Source organism: Knoellia sp. LjRoot47, from assembly GCF_964253435.1.
In the GTDB taxonomy this organism is placed as follows: domain Bacteria; phylum Actinomycetota; class Actinomycetes; order Actinomycetales; family Dermatophilaceae; genus Knoellia.
Genome location: NZ_CAXUQS020000001.1, coordinates 2320905 through 2340082, shown reverse-complemented (window position 1 = coordinate 2340082; position 19178 = coordinate 2320905). Strand labels below are relative to the sequence as shown.

The window sequence follows — 19178 nt, the reverse complement described above, 5'->3', positions numbered from 1 at the left end:
ACACCGTGGCGTTCTCCTACATTGACCTCTTCGCAGGCATCGGCGGCTTCCACGCAGCGATGGGTGCAATGGGCGGCCAGTGTTGGATGGCGAGCGAGATCGACCTTGCCGCGAGCCGCGTCTACGAGCACAACTGGGGCGGAAAGGTGAAGGGCGACATCGTCCCCCTCACCGAGTCCCGGATGGACGTCCCTCCCCACGACGTTCTCGCCGCCGGATTCCCCTGTCAGCCGTTCTCAAAGTCGGGCTACCAGCGAGGGATGGACGAGGCGCGCGGCACCCTCTTCTGGAACATCGCTCGCATCATCGAAGAGCGGCAGCCGACGGTCGTCCTGCTGGAGAATGTGCGGAACCTGGCCGGACCGCGCCACGCCCACGAGTGGGAAGTCATCATCAAGACGCTCAGGCAACTCGGGTACCGGGTCAGCGAGCGTTCGCAGGTCTTCTCGCCTCACCTGCTCCCCCCGGCCCTGGGCGGGCGTCCTCAGGTGCGCGAGCGAGTGTTCATCACCGCGACCTACGTTGGCGTCGACGCGGCCAAGCAGGACGTGGAGCCTCTCGTCACCCCTACCGCGGTCGAAGGCTGGGACCCGCAGTCGTGGGACCTCGCGAAGCACCTGCCCCTCCAGGACGATGACGAGATCGAGAACCTCGACGCGTACCGCCTGACCGACGCTGAGGCCGAGTGGGTTCAGGTCTGGGACGAGTTCATCGACGTGATCGTGGACCGCCTCGACGGTGGCCGTCTTCCTGGCTTCCCGATCTGGGCCGACCATTTCGTCTCGCCCAGCGATCTCGATATCGCTCCCGGCACGCCTGCGTGGAAGGCGAACTTCCTGCGCAAGAACGCCGCGTTCTACGAGCAGCACCGCGAGGTGCTGAACGCTTGGCTTCCGAAGATTCAGAACTTCCCGCCGTCACGTCGCAAGTTCGAGTGGCAAGCCCAGGACCCGACGTCGCTGACCGACACCGTGATGCACTTCCGGCCCTCCGGTATCCGCGCGAAGCGGCCGACCTACGTGCCCGCTCTCGTAGCGATCACGCAGACCAGCATCGTCGGCTCTCGCGGCCGCCGGATCACTCCGCGCGAGGCCGCACGTCTGCAAGGGCTCCCTGACTGGTTCGAGTTCAAGCAGGCCATCCCTGAGGGTGAGCCCGTGCTCCAAGCCGACCCCGCGTCGTACAAGCAGATGGGTAATGGCGTCAATGTCGGCGCCGCGTACTACGTGCTGCGGCAGCACGTTCTCCGCGACATCGAGGTCATCGGGGACCGTGCTCCCGAACTCGCGGAGGCGGTGCTCGCTGCCCCTGAGAACCCGGATGACGCTCTGGTCACTCCGCTAGAGGCCAGCCCACTCCCGGTGGGACCGGAGCGCAGCAGTGGAGGGCCGGTCAGCGCGGCGGTGCGGAAGCCGCAGACGGCGTCCGTCTAGTTCCTGCCCGTAGCGCGTGACCGTGAGGGTCGGCCGGACGAGGACGTCGTACGACGACTCGTCGATCGCGATGCCTCCGCGGTCGAACAGGATGTGAACGTCTGCCCTTAGCAGCAGGCCGTTCGTGACGCGGTTCGTCTCTGGTCCTCGGTAGGGGTAGATGTGGGCCCCTTGAAGGCCGTCGACCGCGTCGTAGTCCGTGAGTGCGCACCGGCCGCCGTAGGCGGTCAGCAGGGCGAGCCGGAACTTGTCCTGGCCCTGACGGACGGCCATCTCGATGAGTCGCCTGTCTCGCTCGTCGGCGACCTCGGCGGGGTCGAACTCCAACTCTTCGATACCAGTGTCGAGCGTCTGCGACTCCACGTCAGGGGCTGTCGGGCGGCCTGGGACGCCGTGGGCAATGATCCCGTCTGCGATGACCTGCAACGCCCGGTTGGTCACGGTGGCGCCGGGTGAGTAGAGCGTGGCGTCCATCGGCTCTTTGGTGGCCGCCTCCACGACACGGGCCAGGAGGTCGTCCTTGGCGATCCCTAGGAGCGACGCATCTGAGAGGCCCAGGCCCCGTCCGACACCGACCAGGAAGTCGGTCCGCACCGTTGAACCTCGGGCGGTGGTGTAGTGGTCGATGCCGAGCAGGTCTGAGATCACGGACATCAGGGCACGTTCTGGGAACTCCACCCCGTAGACCTTGCTCACGTCCGCAGGCTATCCGTCGCACGCCTGCCGAGTTGGGAGGCGAGGTCAGATCACGATGTCTTTGTCATCCGCGTTCGCGACATCGACGTCCCCGCTGAACAGGTTCTGGTCCGGTTGGAGAGCCGGAGGGATCGCCGGAAGACTCGGGTGGCTTGCATTGACCCACGGCGCTACCCAATTCAGTCGTTGCTGTCCGTCGAAGTAGGCGAAGTTCGTGTGGACCGCGTCGAGAGAGGCACGGAAGTGCGCGCGGAAGAGTTCGAGACGTTCGGGCATCGTTGCGGCATCAGGGAGTTTCGTGAGCAGGCGACCGCGGCGGTGCAGCGGCACTAGTTTCCAGTCCTTGAGCCCGGCACTGCCACCCAGAAACGGATCTGGCCAGCCGCTCAGGGAGGAGATCCATTTCGTCACGGCCGTGATCGCTTCAACGGACTGGGCTCGCAGATTCCAGTCGTCGTTGAGGTGCTGCGCAGGAGCGCCGTCCACAAGGTGGCTCTCTGCTCGGAGTCGGTTGACGGTGTCGACGAAGGCGATCGGCGCTTGCCGAGCAGCAGTTTGGTAGAGCGACTCGGAGAGCGTTGCGGGTCCGACGGCAGCCGCCAGCGATGACCACCACAAGGGGACGTTGTGTGGGTAGTCCCGGATCGTTTTCAACCCGCCGTCACAGTTGGCAAGGAGCCACGGAAGGTACTCACGGTCGAACAGGCGGGGGCTCCGATCGACCGCCTCAAGGAGAGCGAGAAGGACGTGAACTGTTCCGAGGGGGTACCGGTACCCGGCCGAGGCAGGGACGTCTGCGCGTGACTGGCTGCCCTGGATCCCAGCCCACAAAGACGGGGTCGCGAGAAGAGTCGTCTTGGCGCGTTCCTTGACCTCAGTGTCGTACGCCTGAGCGATGGCCAGACCCTCGGCGCTACTACCGGGCCGCTTGTCGCCCCAAAGTGCGACGTGGTTGGAAACGTTGTCGATGTAGGTCGAGTAGACATCGACACCGAAGCACTTGGACAGGTCAGTGCCGTCGACGAAGTCAGGGTGAAGGAGGACATCGCCGGATTTCACGACGAGGGCTATTGCTCGCCAGCCAGGGGGTGCGGACCGTGCGAGCATCGCTGCCGATGCGAGGCCGTCGATGTCGCCGGAGACGATCAGGTGACGCTCGGAGTGGGTGGCGAACAGGTCGCGGAGACGGCCAGCAGCACTGCCCGTGACGTTGGTGTCGAGTTCACGGGAGAAGGTCTCGATGATGAGTTCGCGGCGTCGCCCCGCGGTCTGTCGCCGATCGTCGTCTACTGCCATCGTGGTGGTCCTCCCGTCGCGAGCGAACCTACAGCCGAACCGTCCAACTCCGAGGAAGAGGCACGCGTGTCGACCTTCTGCCCGTTCAGGCCGGTGTCGGACGCGCTGCGTACGGTCGACCACGTGGCTCACTCTTGCGCAGTCGTGGCGCTTACTCCTGGCGACCTGATCACTGAAATCGACACCCCGGGCGGTCCCTGGTATCTCATCCGTCGCGTGGACCTCGAACGCGGCGTGATCGTGTTCCAGGACGGCATCGAGATCCCGATCGAGCCTGGTAACAGCCGGGTACTCCGGCACTCCGAACAGGGACTCGGCATCTACCGCGGGGACTCGTGCCACGACGCCGAGTCCCTCGCCCACTACGGACAGCCGTACCTCGAAGTCAACGTCCTTGAGTCAGTCACTAGGACAACACGGGAGGTCCGGTTCCCCGACGGCCTATGGCTCTTGGCCGCACCGGAGGACCTCACGCCGCTGGTCTCGATATCGACGGCCTAGCGTCCACCCACCCTGCGTCGAGCGGTCGAGGCGGGCCGCCGCGTCGCTCAGCCCCAGCGCCGCATTTCCTTGAGCGCTGGACGGAGGTTAGACACGACGGCATCCAAGCCTCCTTTCGCTTCAATCCCAGAGTCCCAGGGACTAACCACGCTGTCTGCGCGCCTTGATGCCAGAAAATCTGACTCCGTGCGGGGGCCACCGTCGTGCTCCCATTGCCATTCACCGATGAACTCCCCAGGCGTGACACGGATCCAGTCCGGGTTGTCACCCTTCAACCACTGGGCCACAGCCCGACGGTACTCGTACCGCTCCGTGAGCCACTTGTACTCATCATCATCGACAACGAACAGGCGAAGCGGTTCGCGGAGACTGTCGGTCAGGAAATGGCTGATGGGGTAAAGCCACTTTTGGGCGTTCCAGCGGGGGAACGTGTTGATGGTGTCCGGGCTGAGAACGGCGTAGTCGTCTAACACTTTGAGGGCCGGTTTGCGACGCTTGCCATCAAAAGGGTCCGGCCAAGTTGGTGCGTCGAAAAGCCGGACAAGGAAGTCGTCGTCATTCCTGGCAACAGCGATCAAACCCAGGGCGCGCCAGACGAGGAGCGCTGGCAGGTGGCGAAGGTTCCACGCCCCGCTGTGGTACGTCCCCTGTGGCAAAGTCTTGGCGCTCATCAGCCGTTCGACTGTGCCGATCCACAGGTCGTCGTGGAGTCCGTCGCGGTCGTGAAAGGCTCCAGTACAGATGAGTGCAAGGAGGGGTTTCGTCGTCTCGATCAGTTCGTCGTGATGACGCTGTAAGCCGTCGCCGTCCAGAGTTGTGAAGGTCGTCGAGAGGTTGGAACCCGCATCCAGCGCTCCTTGGGCAACCCCTGCTACCAGATCGTGCAGATCTATTCGCTTGCTCTCGTCGAGAAGGAGCCGTTTGAGGCGGGCGACCGCCATCGCCGTCGTGAGTGGTGGTTCCGCCAAGCGATCCAGTGCGTCGAGGCGTGCTGCGAGACCTGAGAACAGGTCGTTGGCGTCGGGGGCCTCGACCACGTGGCCGCGATGCATCGCCAGGACCCGCCTTGCCACTTCTCCCTTGCTGCTTCGCGAGTCCCAAAACATTGGGTACCGGCGCGAGGGCTGGCGTTCGAGGGCGGCAACCAACGCTTCATCCCAGTCGGCGGACCAACCGGAGATGAGAAGTCCGTACTCGTCGCAAACCCGGTCGAGGAGTCGATTCCACTGCTCGGGGTAGGTCGCCAGTTCGTCGACGGTGTTCCGCATCTCAAGGTCGGCGTAGTCACCGTGCAGTTTGACGATCGTGGCCGTGGCGTGACTCAGGGGTGTTGCACCGGCGACCGCTTCGGGCCTTGCGATGACCTGCGGCGAAACACCGACCTCTTCCAAAGCACGTTCCAAGAGCCGGTCGAAGTTTGTCGTCAGGACTACTTTTACCGCGCCACGCTTGACAAGTTGTGCGATTGCTCGATGTGCATCCGTGGGCATCTTGAGCCCTGCCTCAAGATCCTCATCTGTGGGTTCAAAGAACTCTGCGAGGAGGTCTCTACGCGCCGCCTTGGTCGAAGCCATTGCTGCGAGCAGGTTCGAGTATCCCAAGGCTTGGCCGTCCCCGTGCTCCGACCACCATCCCTCGGGATCTTCGGCAGCGACGTCGCCAGCGGTCGGTGAATCTGGGTCCGCCGCTGTGGCGAGACGCCTAACAAGTTCTTGAACCACTCCCCAACCCGTGGGGATCCCGGCCCCAGTGGATACCCCGGACCCGATCAGGAGCGCGTATACGCCCGGCTGTGCCTGAATGCTGGTTGCCAGGGTTACTCGGGCGTCCAAGGGATTCGCGGTGAGACTCATCCGCTGACAGTAGCGCCGCGCGAATGTGCTGAGGCTCATCGCTAGAACGCCTGGCCCGAACTCGTCGATTTCGTCTCCTTCGTTCAGGCCTTCCTCGCTGACGCCGATATCTACCTACCGAGTCCCGTCCAGGGCTCCGAAGCGTGGGAGACAAGATGTGCAAGAGCAAGGCTGACGGAGGCCGACGGTGCGATGGTCGGAGGCGGCCGGTCCAAGTCAATGCGACACGTGGGGTGTACGCACCCAAGCGCGCAGGGTGGGCCGACGACGTTCTGCTCACGACCGCGTGGACCGGCACGGAGTGGACCGGGGCGATCGTGCGCCGGGACGTGCGGCTTGAGGACGGCACCGTGATCGAGTGGTCCCCGGAAGGGTGGAGGGTCGCCGAGCACTGGGTCGCCGAGGATGGCCGGACGGCCGTGGGTGTTCTGCACCACGAGGACGGCTCTTGGGCGGCATTCCGGATGACCCTGACCGACGCGGGCTGGATCCTCGCCGCGCGGGTTTCTTCCGGAATCGGGGCCGTCACCGAGTGGCTAACCGCGAGTGAGCGACGCGCCCTCGGGCACTCCGCCTGAGGCACCGAGTCGGACAGGAATGCCTCACCCGGTCGCAGAGGCGGGTGAGGCGTTCCTGACTGCGATCGGTGGGGCCGCGCGGTCAAGAGTGGCCTGGGGACGGCCGATACGGAAAGTGTGGTGGTCAGCCTCGGCCACCCGGAATTTCAAGTCCGTATCGGGAGGACTCAGATGTGTAGAGCGATGGCAGAGGGCGGCGGTCGCCGGTGCAACGGGCGGCACGGTGTGTGGACGCGACGCAAGGTCGTCGACGCGGCGTTCGACGACGTTGACGGCGAAGACGAGCGCGACGATCGGGTGCCGCCGCACAGACTCACTGCGGAGAACCTCGCTCGCCTGAGCACCCACCACCTGGCGGTCGTCGCTGACGCGTGGGACCCCGTCGATCCGGTGTACGCGACGACAGTTCGCGACGCGCACGCAGTGGCCGTCGCGCACCCGGAACACCCCAGCGACACGGAATGTCACGCGGTATTCCGGGCCAACAACACCGGGTCACTGCTTCGACAGGTACGTGGCGCTGACGGGTCAAACGCGCGCATCAAAAACGTGGACAACTGGCGCACTGTTGTGTCGCACGACGGTCACGACTACGGGCGGGACCGCGCGTACGGTGTCGGCCTGATGTACAACCCGGTTCGTGGGGCACGTGACGGTGCTGCGTACCTCGCGTACCGGGTCACCTCCCGCGTGTCCAGCACTGGCGAAACGCAGCACCTGGTCACTGGACGCACGGGCAACACCCCGGCGGAGGTCCTCGACGCTGCGGGCTTCGACGCGTTTGACCGCGCCGTCGTTGGTCTTCCGACCGGCGACGCCCACCTCGATGGCCGGGCCCCTGGCTGGCACTACGCGGCGGACACGCTCCACGTCATTGAATCGGCCGGGCCGACGGGCCCGACCTACCTGTCCGACCTCCAGGTCGGAGACCGCGTCGTGACGACGGACGGGTCCGAACACACGATCCTGACCGTGCAGGACGCTGGGCTGTCCCGACGGATCACGACGTGCGCCCCGACGCTCCCGGTCATCAGTGCCCACACCGACACGATGGTTGAGGCACGCGGACACGGCGGCTGTGCCACGTGCGCCGCGAGTCCTGCTGCCCGCGTGGCCTGAGAACACAGGGAGGGCTCCAACCGAGACCGGTTGGAGCCCGCCTTGTGTTGCCGTTGCCCGATCTCAGACCTGGACGCGGTCGCGCGCCGACAGATGGTCCGCCAACATCGGCCCAAAGAGGAACAGCGCAAGCGAACCCGCGACCCACACAGCGTTATCGCAGACGGCGGTTGCGTCCAAGGGCTCGGCGATGGCGAGAGTCGTCGGCCACGACACCACGAGACCGATGGGTGTGCCGACCACGTACGCAGCCACCCAGCGGAGAAGGTGGGGCCGTGGCTGGTCAGGTCCCGTCTCGGAAGCGTCAGCATCCGCCTCAGGGTCAGTGGGCGTGGCTGCGAGCCAGCCCGCGGCGAAGACTGCGGCGATGCCGAGCCAGAGCACGTACCCGACGTCGAATCGGTGCATCCAGTCGAGTGCACTCAAGACGTGGGGAGCCACGTAGCGGCCGTGGAGGATGTAGACGATGGCGAGGGCCGCTGTGGTCGCGGCGAGCAGTACCGCGCGGGCAGCAGTGTCGAGTGCGGTGCGCACGCGGGGGTCGATGGTGTTGGGTTCGGTGGGTGCAGGCATCGGCGCCTCCTGGGTTGGTGCCGGTCGGCGACCGGCGACCCGTTCTCTATCGACCTCTCCCCGCCGTCTCTTGAGGTTCCCGGCGTCCCTCACCGCGTGCCGGTGGGCTGTCGGTTGGGTCCGTTAGTCTCCATTTCCCGGACCCAATATCAGGCCCGGAATCCGTTGCCGTGCAAGCGGTTTGGGGAGGGGTGGGGACGTGGTCTCTGACGCGGTGGCGGTTGTGCCGGAGGATGCGGGCGGGCTCGTGCTCGCTGGGGACGTGGAGCGGGTGGCTCGGTACGCGGACGCGTCGCGGGCCGAGGCGACGCGTCGGGCGTACGCGTCGGACATTCGGTCGTGGGAGGCGTGGTGCCGAGGGCGCGGGGTGCACCCGCTGCCTGCGGACCCGCTGCACGTTGTCGCGTATCTGACCGGGCTGGCCGATAGCGGCGCGTCCCCGGTGACGGTCGCTCGCCGCCTGTCGGGGATCTCCGACGCGCACCGGGTGGCCGGGCACGCGCCACCGTCGGAGCACGAAGGCATACGCCGGGTAATGCGGGGCGTGCGCCGGGCCGCTGTCCACGCTGGCCATCGGCCACGGAAAGCGCGGGCTCTCGACACGGCCACGGTTCGCGCGCTCGTCGAGGACCTCCCGGACTCCCCCGGTGGGACACGGGACCGCGCGCTGCTGCTGCTCGGCTACTCGCTGGGCCTGCGCGCGTCCGACCTGATCTGGCTCGACGTGGACGACATCACCCCTGCGACGCGTGGGGGTGGCCTCGACGTCCGCATCCGGCACTCGAAGACGGACCAGGAGGGTGCTGGGGAGACGCTGGCACTTGCTCCCGGGACCCGGTCGGGAACGTGCCCTGTCGCTGCCGTGACGGCGTGGGTTGGGACCGCAGGGATCACCTGCGGTCCCCTGTTCCGGCCCGTCGGGAAAAACGGGACGGTCGGGTCTACACGGCTGACGACACGGTCCGTCGCCCGGGTCCTCGCTCGCGCCGCCGCCCTTGCGGACGTCCCGGTCGACCGGCTCTCCCCACACTCGCTCCGGCGAGGGTTCGCGACGTCGGCGTACGCAAACGGCGTGGCTGAGAGGGAGATCGCGCGAGTTGGACGGTGGAGGTCAGTGACCGTCCTGCGTGGGTACGACGACTCGGGGCGCTGGGCTGATCCCGCGTCGGGGCACCTCGGCCTGTAACCCGGCCCCACGCCCGGTCCCCGGTCTCGTGTCGCACGTAACACCGCGGGGCGGGCCTGACGTTCGACGCGTGTGACACCCGTAGCGGCGTGTCCCCTGTCGGTACCGTCACGCCCTCAAGAGGCGGTCGGCGGCTGCCGATGATCTCTCCTGACCGGCTCAGACAGACCTGAGCCACCAGCCTCAGGAGCCCGAAAATGCGCACCAACCACAGTCTCGCCCGCGCGGCCGACAGGAACCCGTCCGTCAGCGGAGCCCGCACCGCCTCGATCGCCGCGACCGCGACCCTCGCCGTCCTCGCGACCCTCGCAGCGGCCGGTTGCAGCACCGTGCCCAACGACGCCAGCGCCCCCGAGACCGCGCGGACGCACGCGCCCACCACTGACGCTGTGATCGTCGCCGACGGTCCTGTGATGCTCCGGCCCGGCACTCCCCTGGCTCCGGCGGACGGAGCGAGTCGCGTCGTCTCGTGGGGCGGCGGTGGCAACCGTCCACACACTGGCGACCCGTTCACGGTCCGAGTCAACGGCGCTAGCGTGACCGTCATCCCGACGTCGGACTCCGGGTCGCTCACGATCGGGCTCCCCGCCAGCGACCCGTCGCTCGCGCCCTACGTCGTGACCGCGTCTCGCGTCGGATTCACCAGCGGCACGGCATCGACCGTGACACACGTCCACGTCATCGGCGACGAGATCACCGCCGACACCGTGACTGAGACGCCGACCGGCTCTGGCGGGTCCGGCGGCGGCCTGGGTGGCGCGTGATGCGCGCCCGTGGCCGCACCCGCCATCGAGCCAGTTGGGGAACACGCATCCTCATCGCATTCGGAGTCGTCAGCGTCGCTCTCGCGCTGACGACCGTCGTCGCTGGGCGTGCTGATGCCGCGGAGCCAGCACCGCGCACGCCGTGCCGGTCCGACGTCACCTGGGGTGTGCAGTCGTCGCTGGTGACCCCTGCCGCCCTCCCCGCTTCCATTGCGTGGGCGTACGCGCAGGTGGCACCCGTTACGGGTGTAACCGCGCGGGCTGGTGACGCTGACACGGTCCGGTGGTACTGGATCGACACCGGCTCGAACACGTCCGCGGCAACCGGCGACTACGAGGACACGGAGTCGCTGCTGGACGACCGACCTGTCTGGGTCCACGGCCACGTGCCCGCCGACTCCGAGTCCGCGGCGTCGGTTCGACAGGCGGTCCTCCGTGACGTCCTGCGGGATGCGGGTGTGGCGTCGCCGACGTCGACCGGTGCGGGCCTGTCCACGGCGGACGGGCGCGCTCTCACAGCACAGTGCGCGCGACAGGCGACGACGGCTGCGTCACCGTCAGTCTCCCCATCGGCCCCGTCCGAGCCTGACGCTGACGCGGCCGAGATCGACACGGCCGACGAGCCTGCGACCCCCCGGCCGACTCCGGTCATCCCCCGCACGGTTGTACTGCCCGTCGTCGCAGCGATCGAGATCGGACTGGTCCTGCTCTGGCTCCCCAGCACCCGCCGATTCCCAGCCCGCCTCACCAGCGGCCTGTCCCGGATCCGGCGTCGGAGCGCGCGATGACGTACACGGCTGGTGTCGCGGTAGACTCGCGCGCTGTTGGTGTGTGCCTGACCGACACGACCGGTGCCGTCGTCGAGGCGTTCACTGTCGCGGCGGAGCACGTCGCCGGGTCGCACACGGGCGAGCACCTGCGAGATGACCCGGCAGGGCTGGCGCACCTCGCAGGGCGTGTCGTCGTGTCGATCGGTGACGCGCTCCGGGACCACAGCATTGCCGCTCACGCGGTCCGGTACGTCGTCGCTGCGCCTCTCCCAGGCATTGTCCGCGCCCGTCAGGGGACCACCGGTACGCGACGCCAGTCGCGCCGTGCGGCAACGTCCTCGGTCCCGGCCGTCATCGCCGACCACCAGCGCGCCCTCATCAGCGGCGGGATTCTCGCGGCTCTCACCGTGTCAGGTGTCCAGCCTGTCGCGGTGACTCCCGCAGACGAGGACCACGACGGCCAGGTGCTGCCCGAGGTCCTCGTCGGATCCCGTCCGCGTGAGTGGGTGAAACTGTCGCCACAGCGCCATCCGCGGGGTGGCTCACGGGTGCTCGAACAGGCCGCGTGGCAAGTCACGCTCATCCCCAGCGTCGTAGCAGCGGTGTCCCCTGGGGCGCCGACGGTCCCCGCCCCGTCGACAGGTGTGGACGTCGTGACCGCCCCACCGACCCCTGCCGCGGCACCGGTGGACGGGCCGACGTACCGTGCAGCGCTTTTCGCCGCGATCTCGACGCTCCTCGCATCACAGGTGCCGCCGATCACGAGCGCGCACGTGCTCGTCGCCGCGCGTACCGCGGTCGCCACGGTGCCCCGGCCCGCCGACCTCGCACCCGCGACAGCCGAACGCGTCGCGACGGCTTACACCGCCTCCCGCGCTGCCTAACCTGTCGGCATCCCCTGTCCCGCAGGGGGTTCAGGCGCGCGCCGCGGCCGCCGATAGGTAGGGAGACACCTCTCGACCTACCTCCTGGGAGTACCCGATGGCCACACGCCGCCGTACCAGAACCCGCCGCGCCACCACCTGGACGCGGTGGGCCTACCCAGCCGCTGCGTGCGTCGCCGCGTACGTCGTCGGAGACGCCCTCCACCTGTTCGATACCGCGCTCGGCTACTACGCCCTCCTCTGGGCGGCGGCGCTCGCCGCCGTCCAGTGGTTGACCACCTACGACGCATCCACAGCGGTGGCGCCACGTCGTGAGCGCGTCTGGGCCGCTGACCTGCTCGCGCTCATCACCGCGGTCTCCACGCTCGTTCTCACACCGGCCACCCCGACTGTGTCGACACTCGTTGGCGTGGCTGCTGGCACCGTCGGCTCGATCGCGTTGCTCGTGGGCGTGGGGCGGCGGCTCGTGGCGATGCACCCGACTCCGGGCGTGACCGGATGGTTGTATCGCGCGGCCGTTGCTGCTGCTGCGGATCGACGTCGCGCGCTGGTGGGCACGCTGGCGATCACGCCGGTCGCTGCTGCCCTCCTGGCGTACACAGGGATGCCGATGGCTGGCCTGATCACCGTTGTGATGTTTTTGGTCGCTCCTGTGATCGCCCCACGCATCCCCGCTGCCGTGCTTGACGGACGACTGACCGAGGCTGTTGAGCGCACACTCGCGGGTGTGATGTCTGGCGGCGCGTGGACGCATCTGCGTGCTGAGGCTCACCGGGCACCGATCTCGTCTCTCACCGTGGCGGACGGGCGCCCGGAGACCGTCTGGCTGCCGATCCCGCCTCAGTCGACCGCGGCTGCGCAGGAGACGATCGAGAGCGAGATTCGTGCGCGGATGACCGAGTGGGGCACGTACGCTGCTGCGTTCACGGCGGGCGGCACTGCAGCGCGGGGGGTGCTGGTCCGTCGGACTACTCCTCTCCCGCAGTCTCTGCGGTACGACGGCCGCGCTGCTGTGGACGGCACGCGTGTTTGGATCGGACGTGCTCTCGCTGGCCGTGCGCACGAACACGCGCCAGGGTCCGTCGGCGTCATCAACGGTGAGAGTTTCGACTTCACTTGGGACCTTCGGGTCGAGCCGCACGGGATCGCCGTCGGCACGACCGGGTCCGGCAAGAGCCAGACCGTCCAACTTGCGATGGCTCAGTTGGCACTGGCTGGGTGGCGCCTCGTCCTCATCGACCCCAAGCAGGTCGAGTTCTCCCAGTGGGTCGGACGGCCTGGGGTCATCCGGGTCACAACCGAACTGGACGACCACGCCGACGCGCTCGTTGCCGCAGCCGACGAGATGAAGCGCCGCTACGAGGCCCTGACGGCGGCTGGGGTCAACCACATTGACTCGCTCCCCGACGACCGCCCGCCGCGACTGCTCGTCGTCGTGGACGAGGCCGTTGAACTTCTCGCCCCAATGAAGGGCCGCAGCGACGAGGCGAAAGAGGTCAACGCCACGAAGGAGCGAGCGAGTGCGGCGATCGGCTCGATTCTGCGGCTCGGACGTGCGGCAGGCGTTCACTTGATCCTCGCTGCGCAGCGCGCTGACCGGGCCGTGCTCGACGGCGAGTACCAGAACAACCTCGCCTTCAAGATCCTCCAGGGCGGCAGCGAACACATCGAGCGAACGATGATCGGCCTGACCGATGTCGTCGCGACGCCGGGCGTCCCTGGCCGCGCTGTAGCCCGGTCGATTCGGGTGCCTCAGGCGGAGGTGCAGGTCGCGTACATCAACCTGGAGGCTGATCTGGACCGGTATCTCCGGGTCGGTGGGGCCGAGATCGCGCCCGTCGTGGTCGATCTCGATGAGGCGGACTTGGAGGTTCCGGTCGTCCCGGACGTCCCACGCCAGTTATCGGAGTACGTGCGCCCTGCCGGGCCCGCGCCGCAGGCGACCACCCGCCGCGACGTCGCACACCACGGCGACGGACCGGACAGCGAGGATGAAGCATCCCCCGAGACCAACAACAAGAACTCGCACCAGCGGGCCAAGAAGGACTTCGCTGAGAAGCGGAAGGAGCCGCTGGCCCCGGGAGAGGCCCAGGCCGCGCTGGAGGCAATGATCGGCCTTGAAGCGACCAAGGACGTTCTTCGGCGCATTCGCGCACGCGTCGAACACGAGGCTGACCTCGCTCAGCACGGGTTGTCAGATGATGAGGTCGCGCCGGGCAACTACGTGTTCGTCGGACCTCCTGGGACCGGAAAGACGACGTTCGCTCGCATTCTTGGCTCGCTGCTTCGGGATGCGGGAGCACTGAGGTCGGGGCACGTCATCGAGACGACCCGCGCTGACCTCGTGGACTCCTACATCGGTTGGACGGGACCCAACACCCACGACGCCGCCGACGCTGCAATGGATGGCGTGCTCTTCGTCGATGAGGCGTACGCGTTGGCAGGTCGCGGTGGGTCGGACTTCGGTCAAGAAGCGATGGAAGCAATCCTCGTCCGCGCTGAGAATGACCGGGACCGTCTGTGCATCGTTCTGGCGGGTTACTCGGACGAGATGGAGGAACTACTCGCGAGCAACAGCGGTCTGGGCTCCCGATTCCGGCACCGGGTGCCGTTCCCCGCGTACAGCCCTGCCGAGTTGGAGCAGATCTACGCCGCGCGGGTCGACGCCACGCGGAGGCGCTTGGACTCGGACGCTGCGGCAGCCATTCCGGCTCTCATCGCTGAGCAAGACCTCGACTCTCGTGACTGGGGTAATGCCCGCTCGATTCGCGACCTTGTCGATGAAGCGCTCGCGCGTCAGTCGCTGCGGATGCAGGAACTCCGCCGATCCGGCGCATCGCTCACGCTGGAGGACAAGATCACCCTCACGGCACAGGACGTCTTGGGTGACGTTGAGCAGCCTGTGGGCAGCAACGAGCCGGACTGGCTCACCGCTTGACCCGGATACTCTGCCGGTGTGCCAGACGATGAGGGGACCCGGGGCGACGAACGTGACCACGATGCCGAGCCGGGATCTCCGGGTTCCCGCAAGCAACGGCCGAGCCGCCACCTCCCCGCGATCGACGCGGCGAAGTTGCGGCTGAACACCGATGTCCTGCGGAGCGTGGCCGAGATGCAGAAGGCCAACTTCGGCGCCATCGACGCGGCGAAGTTGCGGCTGAACACCGATGTCCTGCGGCGTGTGGCCGAGATGCACAAGGCCAACCTCGGCGCCATCGACGCGACCAAGATCAGCCTCGGCGCCGACACCCTCCGGCGCGTGGCCGAGATGCAGAAGGCCAACTTCGGCGCCATCGACGCGGCGAAGTTGCGGCTGAACACCGATGTCCTGCGGCGTGTGGCCGAGATGCACAAGGCCAACCTCGGCGCCATCGACGCGACCAAGATCAGCCTCGGCGCCGACACCCTCCGGCGCGTGGCCGAGATGCACAAGGCCAACCTCGGCGCCATCGACGCGACCAAGATCAGCCTCGGCGCCGACACCCTCCGGCGCGTGGCCGAGATGCACAAGGCGACCTTGCCCTCAGTTGACTGGTCGAGTTACCTGGGCAATGTCCTCCGTGGGGTCAACACCTCGGCGTTGGTCGAGCGGATCCGACGATGGCTCCCGGAGAACTGGAGTGCAGGGGTCGACGAGAGCGCGATCCTTCAGATCGTGTCGGAGGACGGCCTTCCGTGCGTCTGGGTACCGAGGGCCGACATCCTCGATGAGGTAATCGCCGCTCCTGACCGCGGCGCACGTGTGCAGGTACTCCTTCGCCATCGCTCCGAGGTGCTAGACGATTGCGGTCAGGTCCTGACCGACGTTGATCACGACTCGCTGGCGGGCCAGCGCCCGTTGGCCGATGCGGCGCTACGTGCGATGAGAGAGGGACACGATGAGTCCGCCCAGGCTTTGGCTGTTGCTGTGACCGACACGGTCATCTGCCGCCTGATGGAGGGTGTGGGCGGTTACAAGCGCATCTCCCAGATTGTTGTCGCGGACCTTGACCTCATTTCGCTCGTCGACCTGCGGGTTCGCGCCGCGCTGGCACCGATCGCCCGCTTCTTCGCCTCTTGGTACGTCACCGACGGCACCCCGCCGCCGGAGGCATTGTCCCGGCACGTGACGTTCCACAACGCGGACGCCACCCACTACACGCCGGGCAACGCCTTGATTGCCACGATGCTGATGACGTCGGTCCTTCGTGCTGCGCAGGAACGTGCTAAGGATGACGAGGACGAAATCGCGTAGTGCCTGTCCCTGCGGGAGAGATGGCCCAACGCTGGTGTCTGCAGGGTGTCGCGGGGGCGGGACGGATCGGTTCCGGACGGGTGTCGGGGACAGCACGTACGGTTCGGCAGATGTCTGGGTTGCGCATCAAGCCGGTCGGCCAGGAGGTCCCGGTTGAGGTCCTCGCCGACGGCGTTTGGGTCTCGGGCGAGTTGTGGGCGTGGCAGCGCACGTGGACTGGCGGGTGGGCTGCGTGGGTGCGCGGTGATGGCGTCCCGGAGCGCCTGTGGGAGCCCGACGCCATCCGCGCCACCGCACCGGGAGGCGACCCCGTCCGGTAGGAGGCTGGAGCCACGGTGAGGGGACCGGGCCGGGCTGCCCTTCCTGTACCACCCCGCCAACGCGGGACTGGGTGAGCACGGCCCGGTCCAGCGATCGTGACATCAGCCGCCACTCCCCGCGGCTGTCAGTCCACATCTGTGGACAGGGAGTGCTCCGACGCCCGGGGTGTGGACAAACCCGGGGCTGAGGTGACCCACGTGGGTCACCTCAGCCCCGTCCGCGCGAGGAGACCCGCTACTACCGGACGGGGCGGGCGCGGCCGATCGACGACCAGCCGGTCGCGACCACCTCAGCCGGAATGCCGTGCGCGGTCAGCACGGCTAGCGCCCCCGTCCAGCACGGCTCGCACACGGCGACGACATCCGGGCCACCCGGCCGCCCTCCGGCCGCGACCACCACTCTCGCGCGGCGCCTGGCGCAGCCCGAGCACATCCTCTCGTCACTCGCGCGCATCCAGGTGACGGTAGGGATCGGGTGTGACACAGCCGATCCCGCTCCCCCGACACGCGTGTCACGTGTAACACGGGCGCCCGCCTTCGCCGCGCCGCCGGGTCACACGCTCTCGTAGCGGCTGTCCCCTGCGACTCCCGTCCGCTCCGTCCGAAACGACCTGTCCGGTTGTCCGCGCACCCTCGACCTGCTGCGCCGCCGTCAGCGGTGGCAGCAGAAGTCCTGTCGAACCGGCAGGGCGACTGACAACCCAACCCAGGAGGACGCCACGATGTCCAAAATCATCAGCCACGAGATCGGCGAAGATTGGTGACGGGCCTGCACGGGCTCAGGCTCAAACCGGCCGTGAGGGCACTGGTCGAATGGGCGGATCGTGAGGTCGGCGTGAGCGAGGTCCGCCTGACCGCCCGCGGGCACGTTCGACTCACCTTGGCGTCCGGTGCACCCGTCTTCCTCCCTGGGACCCCCAGCGACCATCGGTTTCACTTACGAGCCCGGTCCACGATCCGTAAGGCGGCCCGGTCCACCCCCTCGCGATGACCGGGTCGCGTGCGTGCCCGGTCATCGCGTCCGAGGACCGCTCGTAACTCGTGCAACTTGGCGGTACAGGTGCCGCGTCGGGCTGCCGATAACCCAGGTGACCGAAGAAACCGTTCCCTCGTTAGGACCACACCGTGACCGACAACCAGACCTCCGCCCCAGCCCGCAAGCCCGGCGCCCGCGGCCCAGCCCCGTGGCCGCTCGACCGCGTCCGCCACCACCGAGTGCACTTGAGACTCACCGACGCCGAAATGTCCGTACTGGCGGCGTCCCTGCCCGCCGGTGTCGGCCTCACCACCCACGTCCGCGACCTCGCCCTCACCGCAGCGGCCACCAACCCCAACAACACGTGAGAAGACCCCGGCGCCGCTGAACGGTCGGCGCCGGGGCCCTGCGGGTGACAAGCCCGCGACCTCAACCAGGAGTGCAGAGAGATGACCTCTACAACAACCACTATCGGCAGCCCGCCGTCAGACCTGAACGACCGACCGGAGAACGAGAACCTCGCCCCCGTGCACGCCAAGAATCACCGGATGCTCTGGCTCCCCAAGTGCTTGGCGAAAGGACGCGGCAGCGCGAGCAACAGCCCCCGCCTTACTGGGCCGGACATCGTCCTCTACGCCCACTACCGGGACGCCACAGACAACAAGTCCAACGTGCACACGATCAACCGAGTGCGCGCTGCTCGCCGTACTGGCGCGGATGAGCGCACGGTGCTGCGCCGCACCGATCATCTCGCTGCGGCAGGGCTCCTCACGGTCACGATGCGCTCAGAGAAGGGCGCGCCCAAAGTCGTGCGGGTACACCCCGTGCCCGCCCGGTCTCGGTTCGACATTCCTGTCGCGCTCCTCTGGGAGATAGATGATCCCCAGTGCCCCCCAAGGTGGGGTCGCAGCGACACCGGTGCGGCAATGCGCAGCCTCCTCGCCATCCTGAACTTCACTGATCACGGTCGGGACGGGCAGGTTGGCCGCACCCCCGACCTACGTGCGACTGTCATTGCGAAGGCTGCCCGCCTCTCGACGTCCGACTACCGTCTCGGTCTCGAAGTCATCCTGGGTCCCGGGCTGTCTCGCGGCGACGCGCGCGAGGACTACTGGGGTCGGTCAGCCCCCGGCGGGTGGATGCGATCGGAACCGCGCACCGTACAAGCCGAGGACGGAACGTGGCGGCAGGCGCCGAACCGGATCACGATCTCGTGGGATGCCCTACCCACACAGGTCATCGGGCATCGAGCCAGCCTCCGGGATTTGTTAGCAGACGGCCTGTCGGGGCCTGTCCAGGTGACAAATGCCGGAGTCGGCCAAGTGACAAATCCCGGAGTCGGCCAACTGACAAATCCCGGATGGGTTGTACCAGGTACTTCCAATACCCAAGAACGCTCCAAGCCCAAGGACGCCTCCCCCCGCGTGCGCGCCTACGCGCCCGGCACCACCCAACCGACCCAAGCCCACGACGAGGAGGCGGACCGAGTCATTGACCTCGACATCATCCGAGCCGCCGTCACCCTTGACCGGGATGACGTCTCAGACAGGCTGATGACCGAGATGTACTCGGCGGGCTCCGAGACCAGCCTGAACGACGACGCGTGGATGGCTCTCGTCATCGCAAATGCTCGACACATCCCTGATGCGCACGCCCGAATCCCACTGACCTTCTCTGACGCTGGGCGGCTTCGGTCTCGACTGCTCAAAGCCCGCCAGAGCGGCTGGACCGCGCACGGTCTCGCTGCCGCTCTCACCGCGGACACGATGGCAGGCGCGCTGTCGCTGTACGCCGTCACCAGCGCCCGTCTCAGCGCTGCAATGACCAACGGGGCCGTCCCGACCAATCGAGAGCGTCCTGGGGCCGTCTGGATGGCGCCAGCCCCCACGCCGATCACCCGGAAAGCCGCGCACGAACGGGCCGTCTTCGAGGCGCAGGAGGCCCGCCGTGACCCTGCGTACTACGCCCACGCGTGGTGACCCGACGGTCAGCCCC

The 19178-nt window shown here is 67.6% G+C and carries 16 protein-coding genes; 12 read left to right on the top strand and 4 right to left on the bottom strand.

Annotated elements, in window-relative coordinates:
• Positions 1-5: 5 nt before the first annotated feature.
• The gene (locus tag ACSQ11_RS11290) at positions 6-1433 is read left to right on the top strand and encodes a DNA cytosine methyltransferase (protein ID WP_436005403.1); all 1428 of its coding nucleotides are present in this window, start codon (positions 6-8) and stop codon (positions 1431-1433) included.
• Here ACSQ11_RS11290 and ACSQ11_RS11285 read toward each other — a convergent pair.
• Both ACSQ11_RS11285 and ACSQ11_RS11280 read right to left on the bottom strand, forming a co-directional pair.
• Entirely contained in the window at positions 1341-2129 is a 789-nt protein-coding gene (locus ACSQ11_RS11285) for an HNH endonuclease (protein ID WP_436005401.1), read from the bottom strand. The two genes, ACSQ11_RS11290 and ACSQ11_RS11285, sit on opposite strands and share 93 nt — an antisense overlap.
• 45 nt (positions 2130-2174) lie before the next feature.
• Positions 2175-3425: a hypothetical protein gene (locus ACSQ11_RS11280; RefSeq protein WP_436005399.1), complete on the bottom strand. Its 1251-nt coding sequence runs from the start codon at positions 3423-3425 to the stop codon at positions 2175-2177.
• A 66-nt stretch (positions 3426-3491) separates the two neighbouring features.
• Here ACSQ11_RS11280 and ACSQ11_RS11275 point away from each other — a divergent pair, with 66 nt between their 5' ends.
• Positions 3492-3926: a hypothetical protein gene (locus ACSQ11_RS11275; RefSeq protein ID WP_436005397.1), complete on the top strand. Its 435-nt coding sequence runs from the start codon at positions 3492-3494 to the stop codon at positions 3924-3926.
• A gap of 47 nt (positions 3927-3973) precedes the next feature.
• Here the strand turns inward: ACSQ11_RS11275 and ACSQ11_RS11270 are convergent, their stop codons facing one another.
• Positions 3974-5779 (bottom strand): SIR2 family protein, encoded by a 1806-nt coding sequence (locus ACSQ11_RS11270; protein ID WP_436005395.1) that lies wholly within the window; start codon positions 5777-5779, stop codon positions 3974-3976.
• A gap of 233 nt (positions 5780-6012) precedes the next feature.
• Between ACSQ11_RS11270 and ACSQ11_RS11265 the strand changes: the two genes are divergently transcribed.
• Both ACSQ11_RS11265 and ACSQ11_RS11260 read left to right on the top strand, forming a co-directional pair.
• Positions 6013-6357 carry a hypothetical protein gene (locus tag ACSQ11_RS11265; RefSeq protein WP_436005393.1) on the top strand — a complete coding sequence of 115 codons (345 nt, stop codon included), beginning with the start codon at positions 6013-6015 and terminating at the stop codon, positions 6355-6357.
• Positions 6358-6477: 120 nt separating this feature from the next.
• Positions 6478-7476: a hypothetical protein gene (locus ACSQ11_RS11260; protein ID WP_436005391.1), complete on the top strand. Its 999-nt coding sequence runs from the start codon at positions 6478-6480 to the stop codon at positions 7474-7476.
• A gap of 63 nt (positions 7477-7539) precedes the next feature.
• On the opposite strand, the gene ACSQ11_RS11255 is transcribed toward ACSQ11_RS11260, so the two are convergent.
• Positions 7540-8049: a hypothetical protein gene (locus ACSQ11_RS11255; protein WP_436005389.1), complete on the bottom strand. Its 510-nt coding sequence runs from the start codon at positions 8047-8049 to the stop codon at positions 7540-7542.
• A 199-nt stretch (positions 8050-8248) separates the two neighbouring features.
• Here ACSQ11_RS11255 and ACSQ11_RS11250 point away from each other — a divergent pair, with 199 nt between their 5' ends.
• From ACSQ11_RS11250 to ACSQ11_RS11215, 8 genes are all read left to right on the top strand, one after another.
• Complete coding sequence (locus ACSQ11_RS11250) at positions 8249-9235, top strand: tyrosine-type recombinase/integrase (RefSeq protein ID WP_436005387.1); 987 nt, start codon at positions 8249-8251, stop codon at positions 9233-9235.
• A 197-nt stretch (positions 9236-9432) separates the two neighbouring features.
• A complete protein-coding gene (locus tag ACSQ11_RS11245; RefSeq protein WP_436005385.1) occupies positions 9433-9999 on the top strand; it encodes a hypothetical protein in 567 nt (188 codons plus the stop codon).
• Positions 10000-10828: 829 nt separating this feature from the next.
• Entirely contained in the window at positions 10829-11653 is an 825-nt protein-coding gene (locus tag ACSQ11_RS11240; protein ID WP_436005383.1) for a hypothetical protein, read from the top strand.
• A 97-nt stretch (positions 11654-11750) separates the two neighbouring features.
• A complete protein-coding gene (locus tag ACSQ11_RS11235) occupies positions 11751-14591 on the top strand; it encodes an FtsK/SpoIIIE domain-containing protein (RefSeq protein WP_436005381.1) in 2841 nt (946 codons plus the stop codon).
• An 18-nt stretch (positions 14592-14609) separates the two neighbouring features.
• Complete coding sequence (locus ACSQ11_RS11230) at positions 14610-15887, top strand: hypothetical protein (protein ID WP_436005379.1); 1278 nt, start codon at positions 14610-14612, stop codon at positions 15885-15887.
• Positions 15888-15997: 110 nt separating this feature from the next.
• The gene (locus ACSQ11_RS11225; protein WP_436005377.1) at positions 15998-16207 is read left to right on the top strand and encodes a hypothetical protein; all 210 of its coding nucleotides are present in this window, start codon (positions 15998-16000) and stop codon (positions 16205-16207) included.
• A 1125-nt stretch (positions 16208-17332) separates the two neighbouring features.
• Entirely contained in the window at positions 17333-17551 is a 219-nt protein-coding gene (locus tag ACSQ11_RS11220) for a hypothetical protein (RefSeq protein WP_436005376.1), read from the top strand.
• Between the two features lie 180 nt (positions 17552-17731).
• Positions 17732-19162, top strand: a complete 1431-nt coding sequence (locus ACSQ11_RS11215) for a hypothetical protein (protein WP_436005374.1) — start codon at positions 17732-17734, stop codon at positions 19160-19162.
• Positions 19163-19178 lie beyond the last annotated feature (16 nt).

Bases quoted from the DNA above. Each gene is read 5' to 3' on its own strand.
- ACSQ11_RS11235 (WP_436005381.1), top strand. From the start codon at position 11,751: ATGGCCACACGCCGCCGTACCAGAACCCGCCGCGCCACCACCTGGACG.
- ACSQ11_RS11245 (WP_436005385.1), top strand. From the start codon at position 9,433: ATGCGCACCAACCACAGTCTCGCCCGCGCGGCCGACAGGAACCCGTCC.
- ACSQ11_RS11280 (WP_436005399.1), bottom strand. From the start codon at position 3,425: ATGGCAGTAGACGACGATCGGCGACAGACCGCGGGGCGACGCCGCGAA.
- ACSQ11_RS11255 (WP_436005389.1), bottom strand. From the start codon at position 8,049: ATGCCTGCACCCACCGAACCCAACACCATCGACCCCCGCGTGCGCACC.
- ACSQ11_RS11215 (WP_436005374.1), top strand. From the start codon at position 17,732: ATGCTCTGGCTCCCCAAGTGCTTGGCGAAAGGACGCGGCAGCGCGAGC.
- ACSQ11_RS11270 (WP_436005395.1), bottom strand. From the start codon at position 5,779: ATGAGTCTCACCGCGAATCCCTTGGACGCCCGAGTAACCCTGGCAACC.
- ACSQ11_RS11225 (WP_436005377.1), top strand. From the start codon at position 15,998: ATGTCTGGGTTGCGCATCAAGCCGGTCGGCCAGGAGGTCCCGGTTGAG.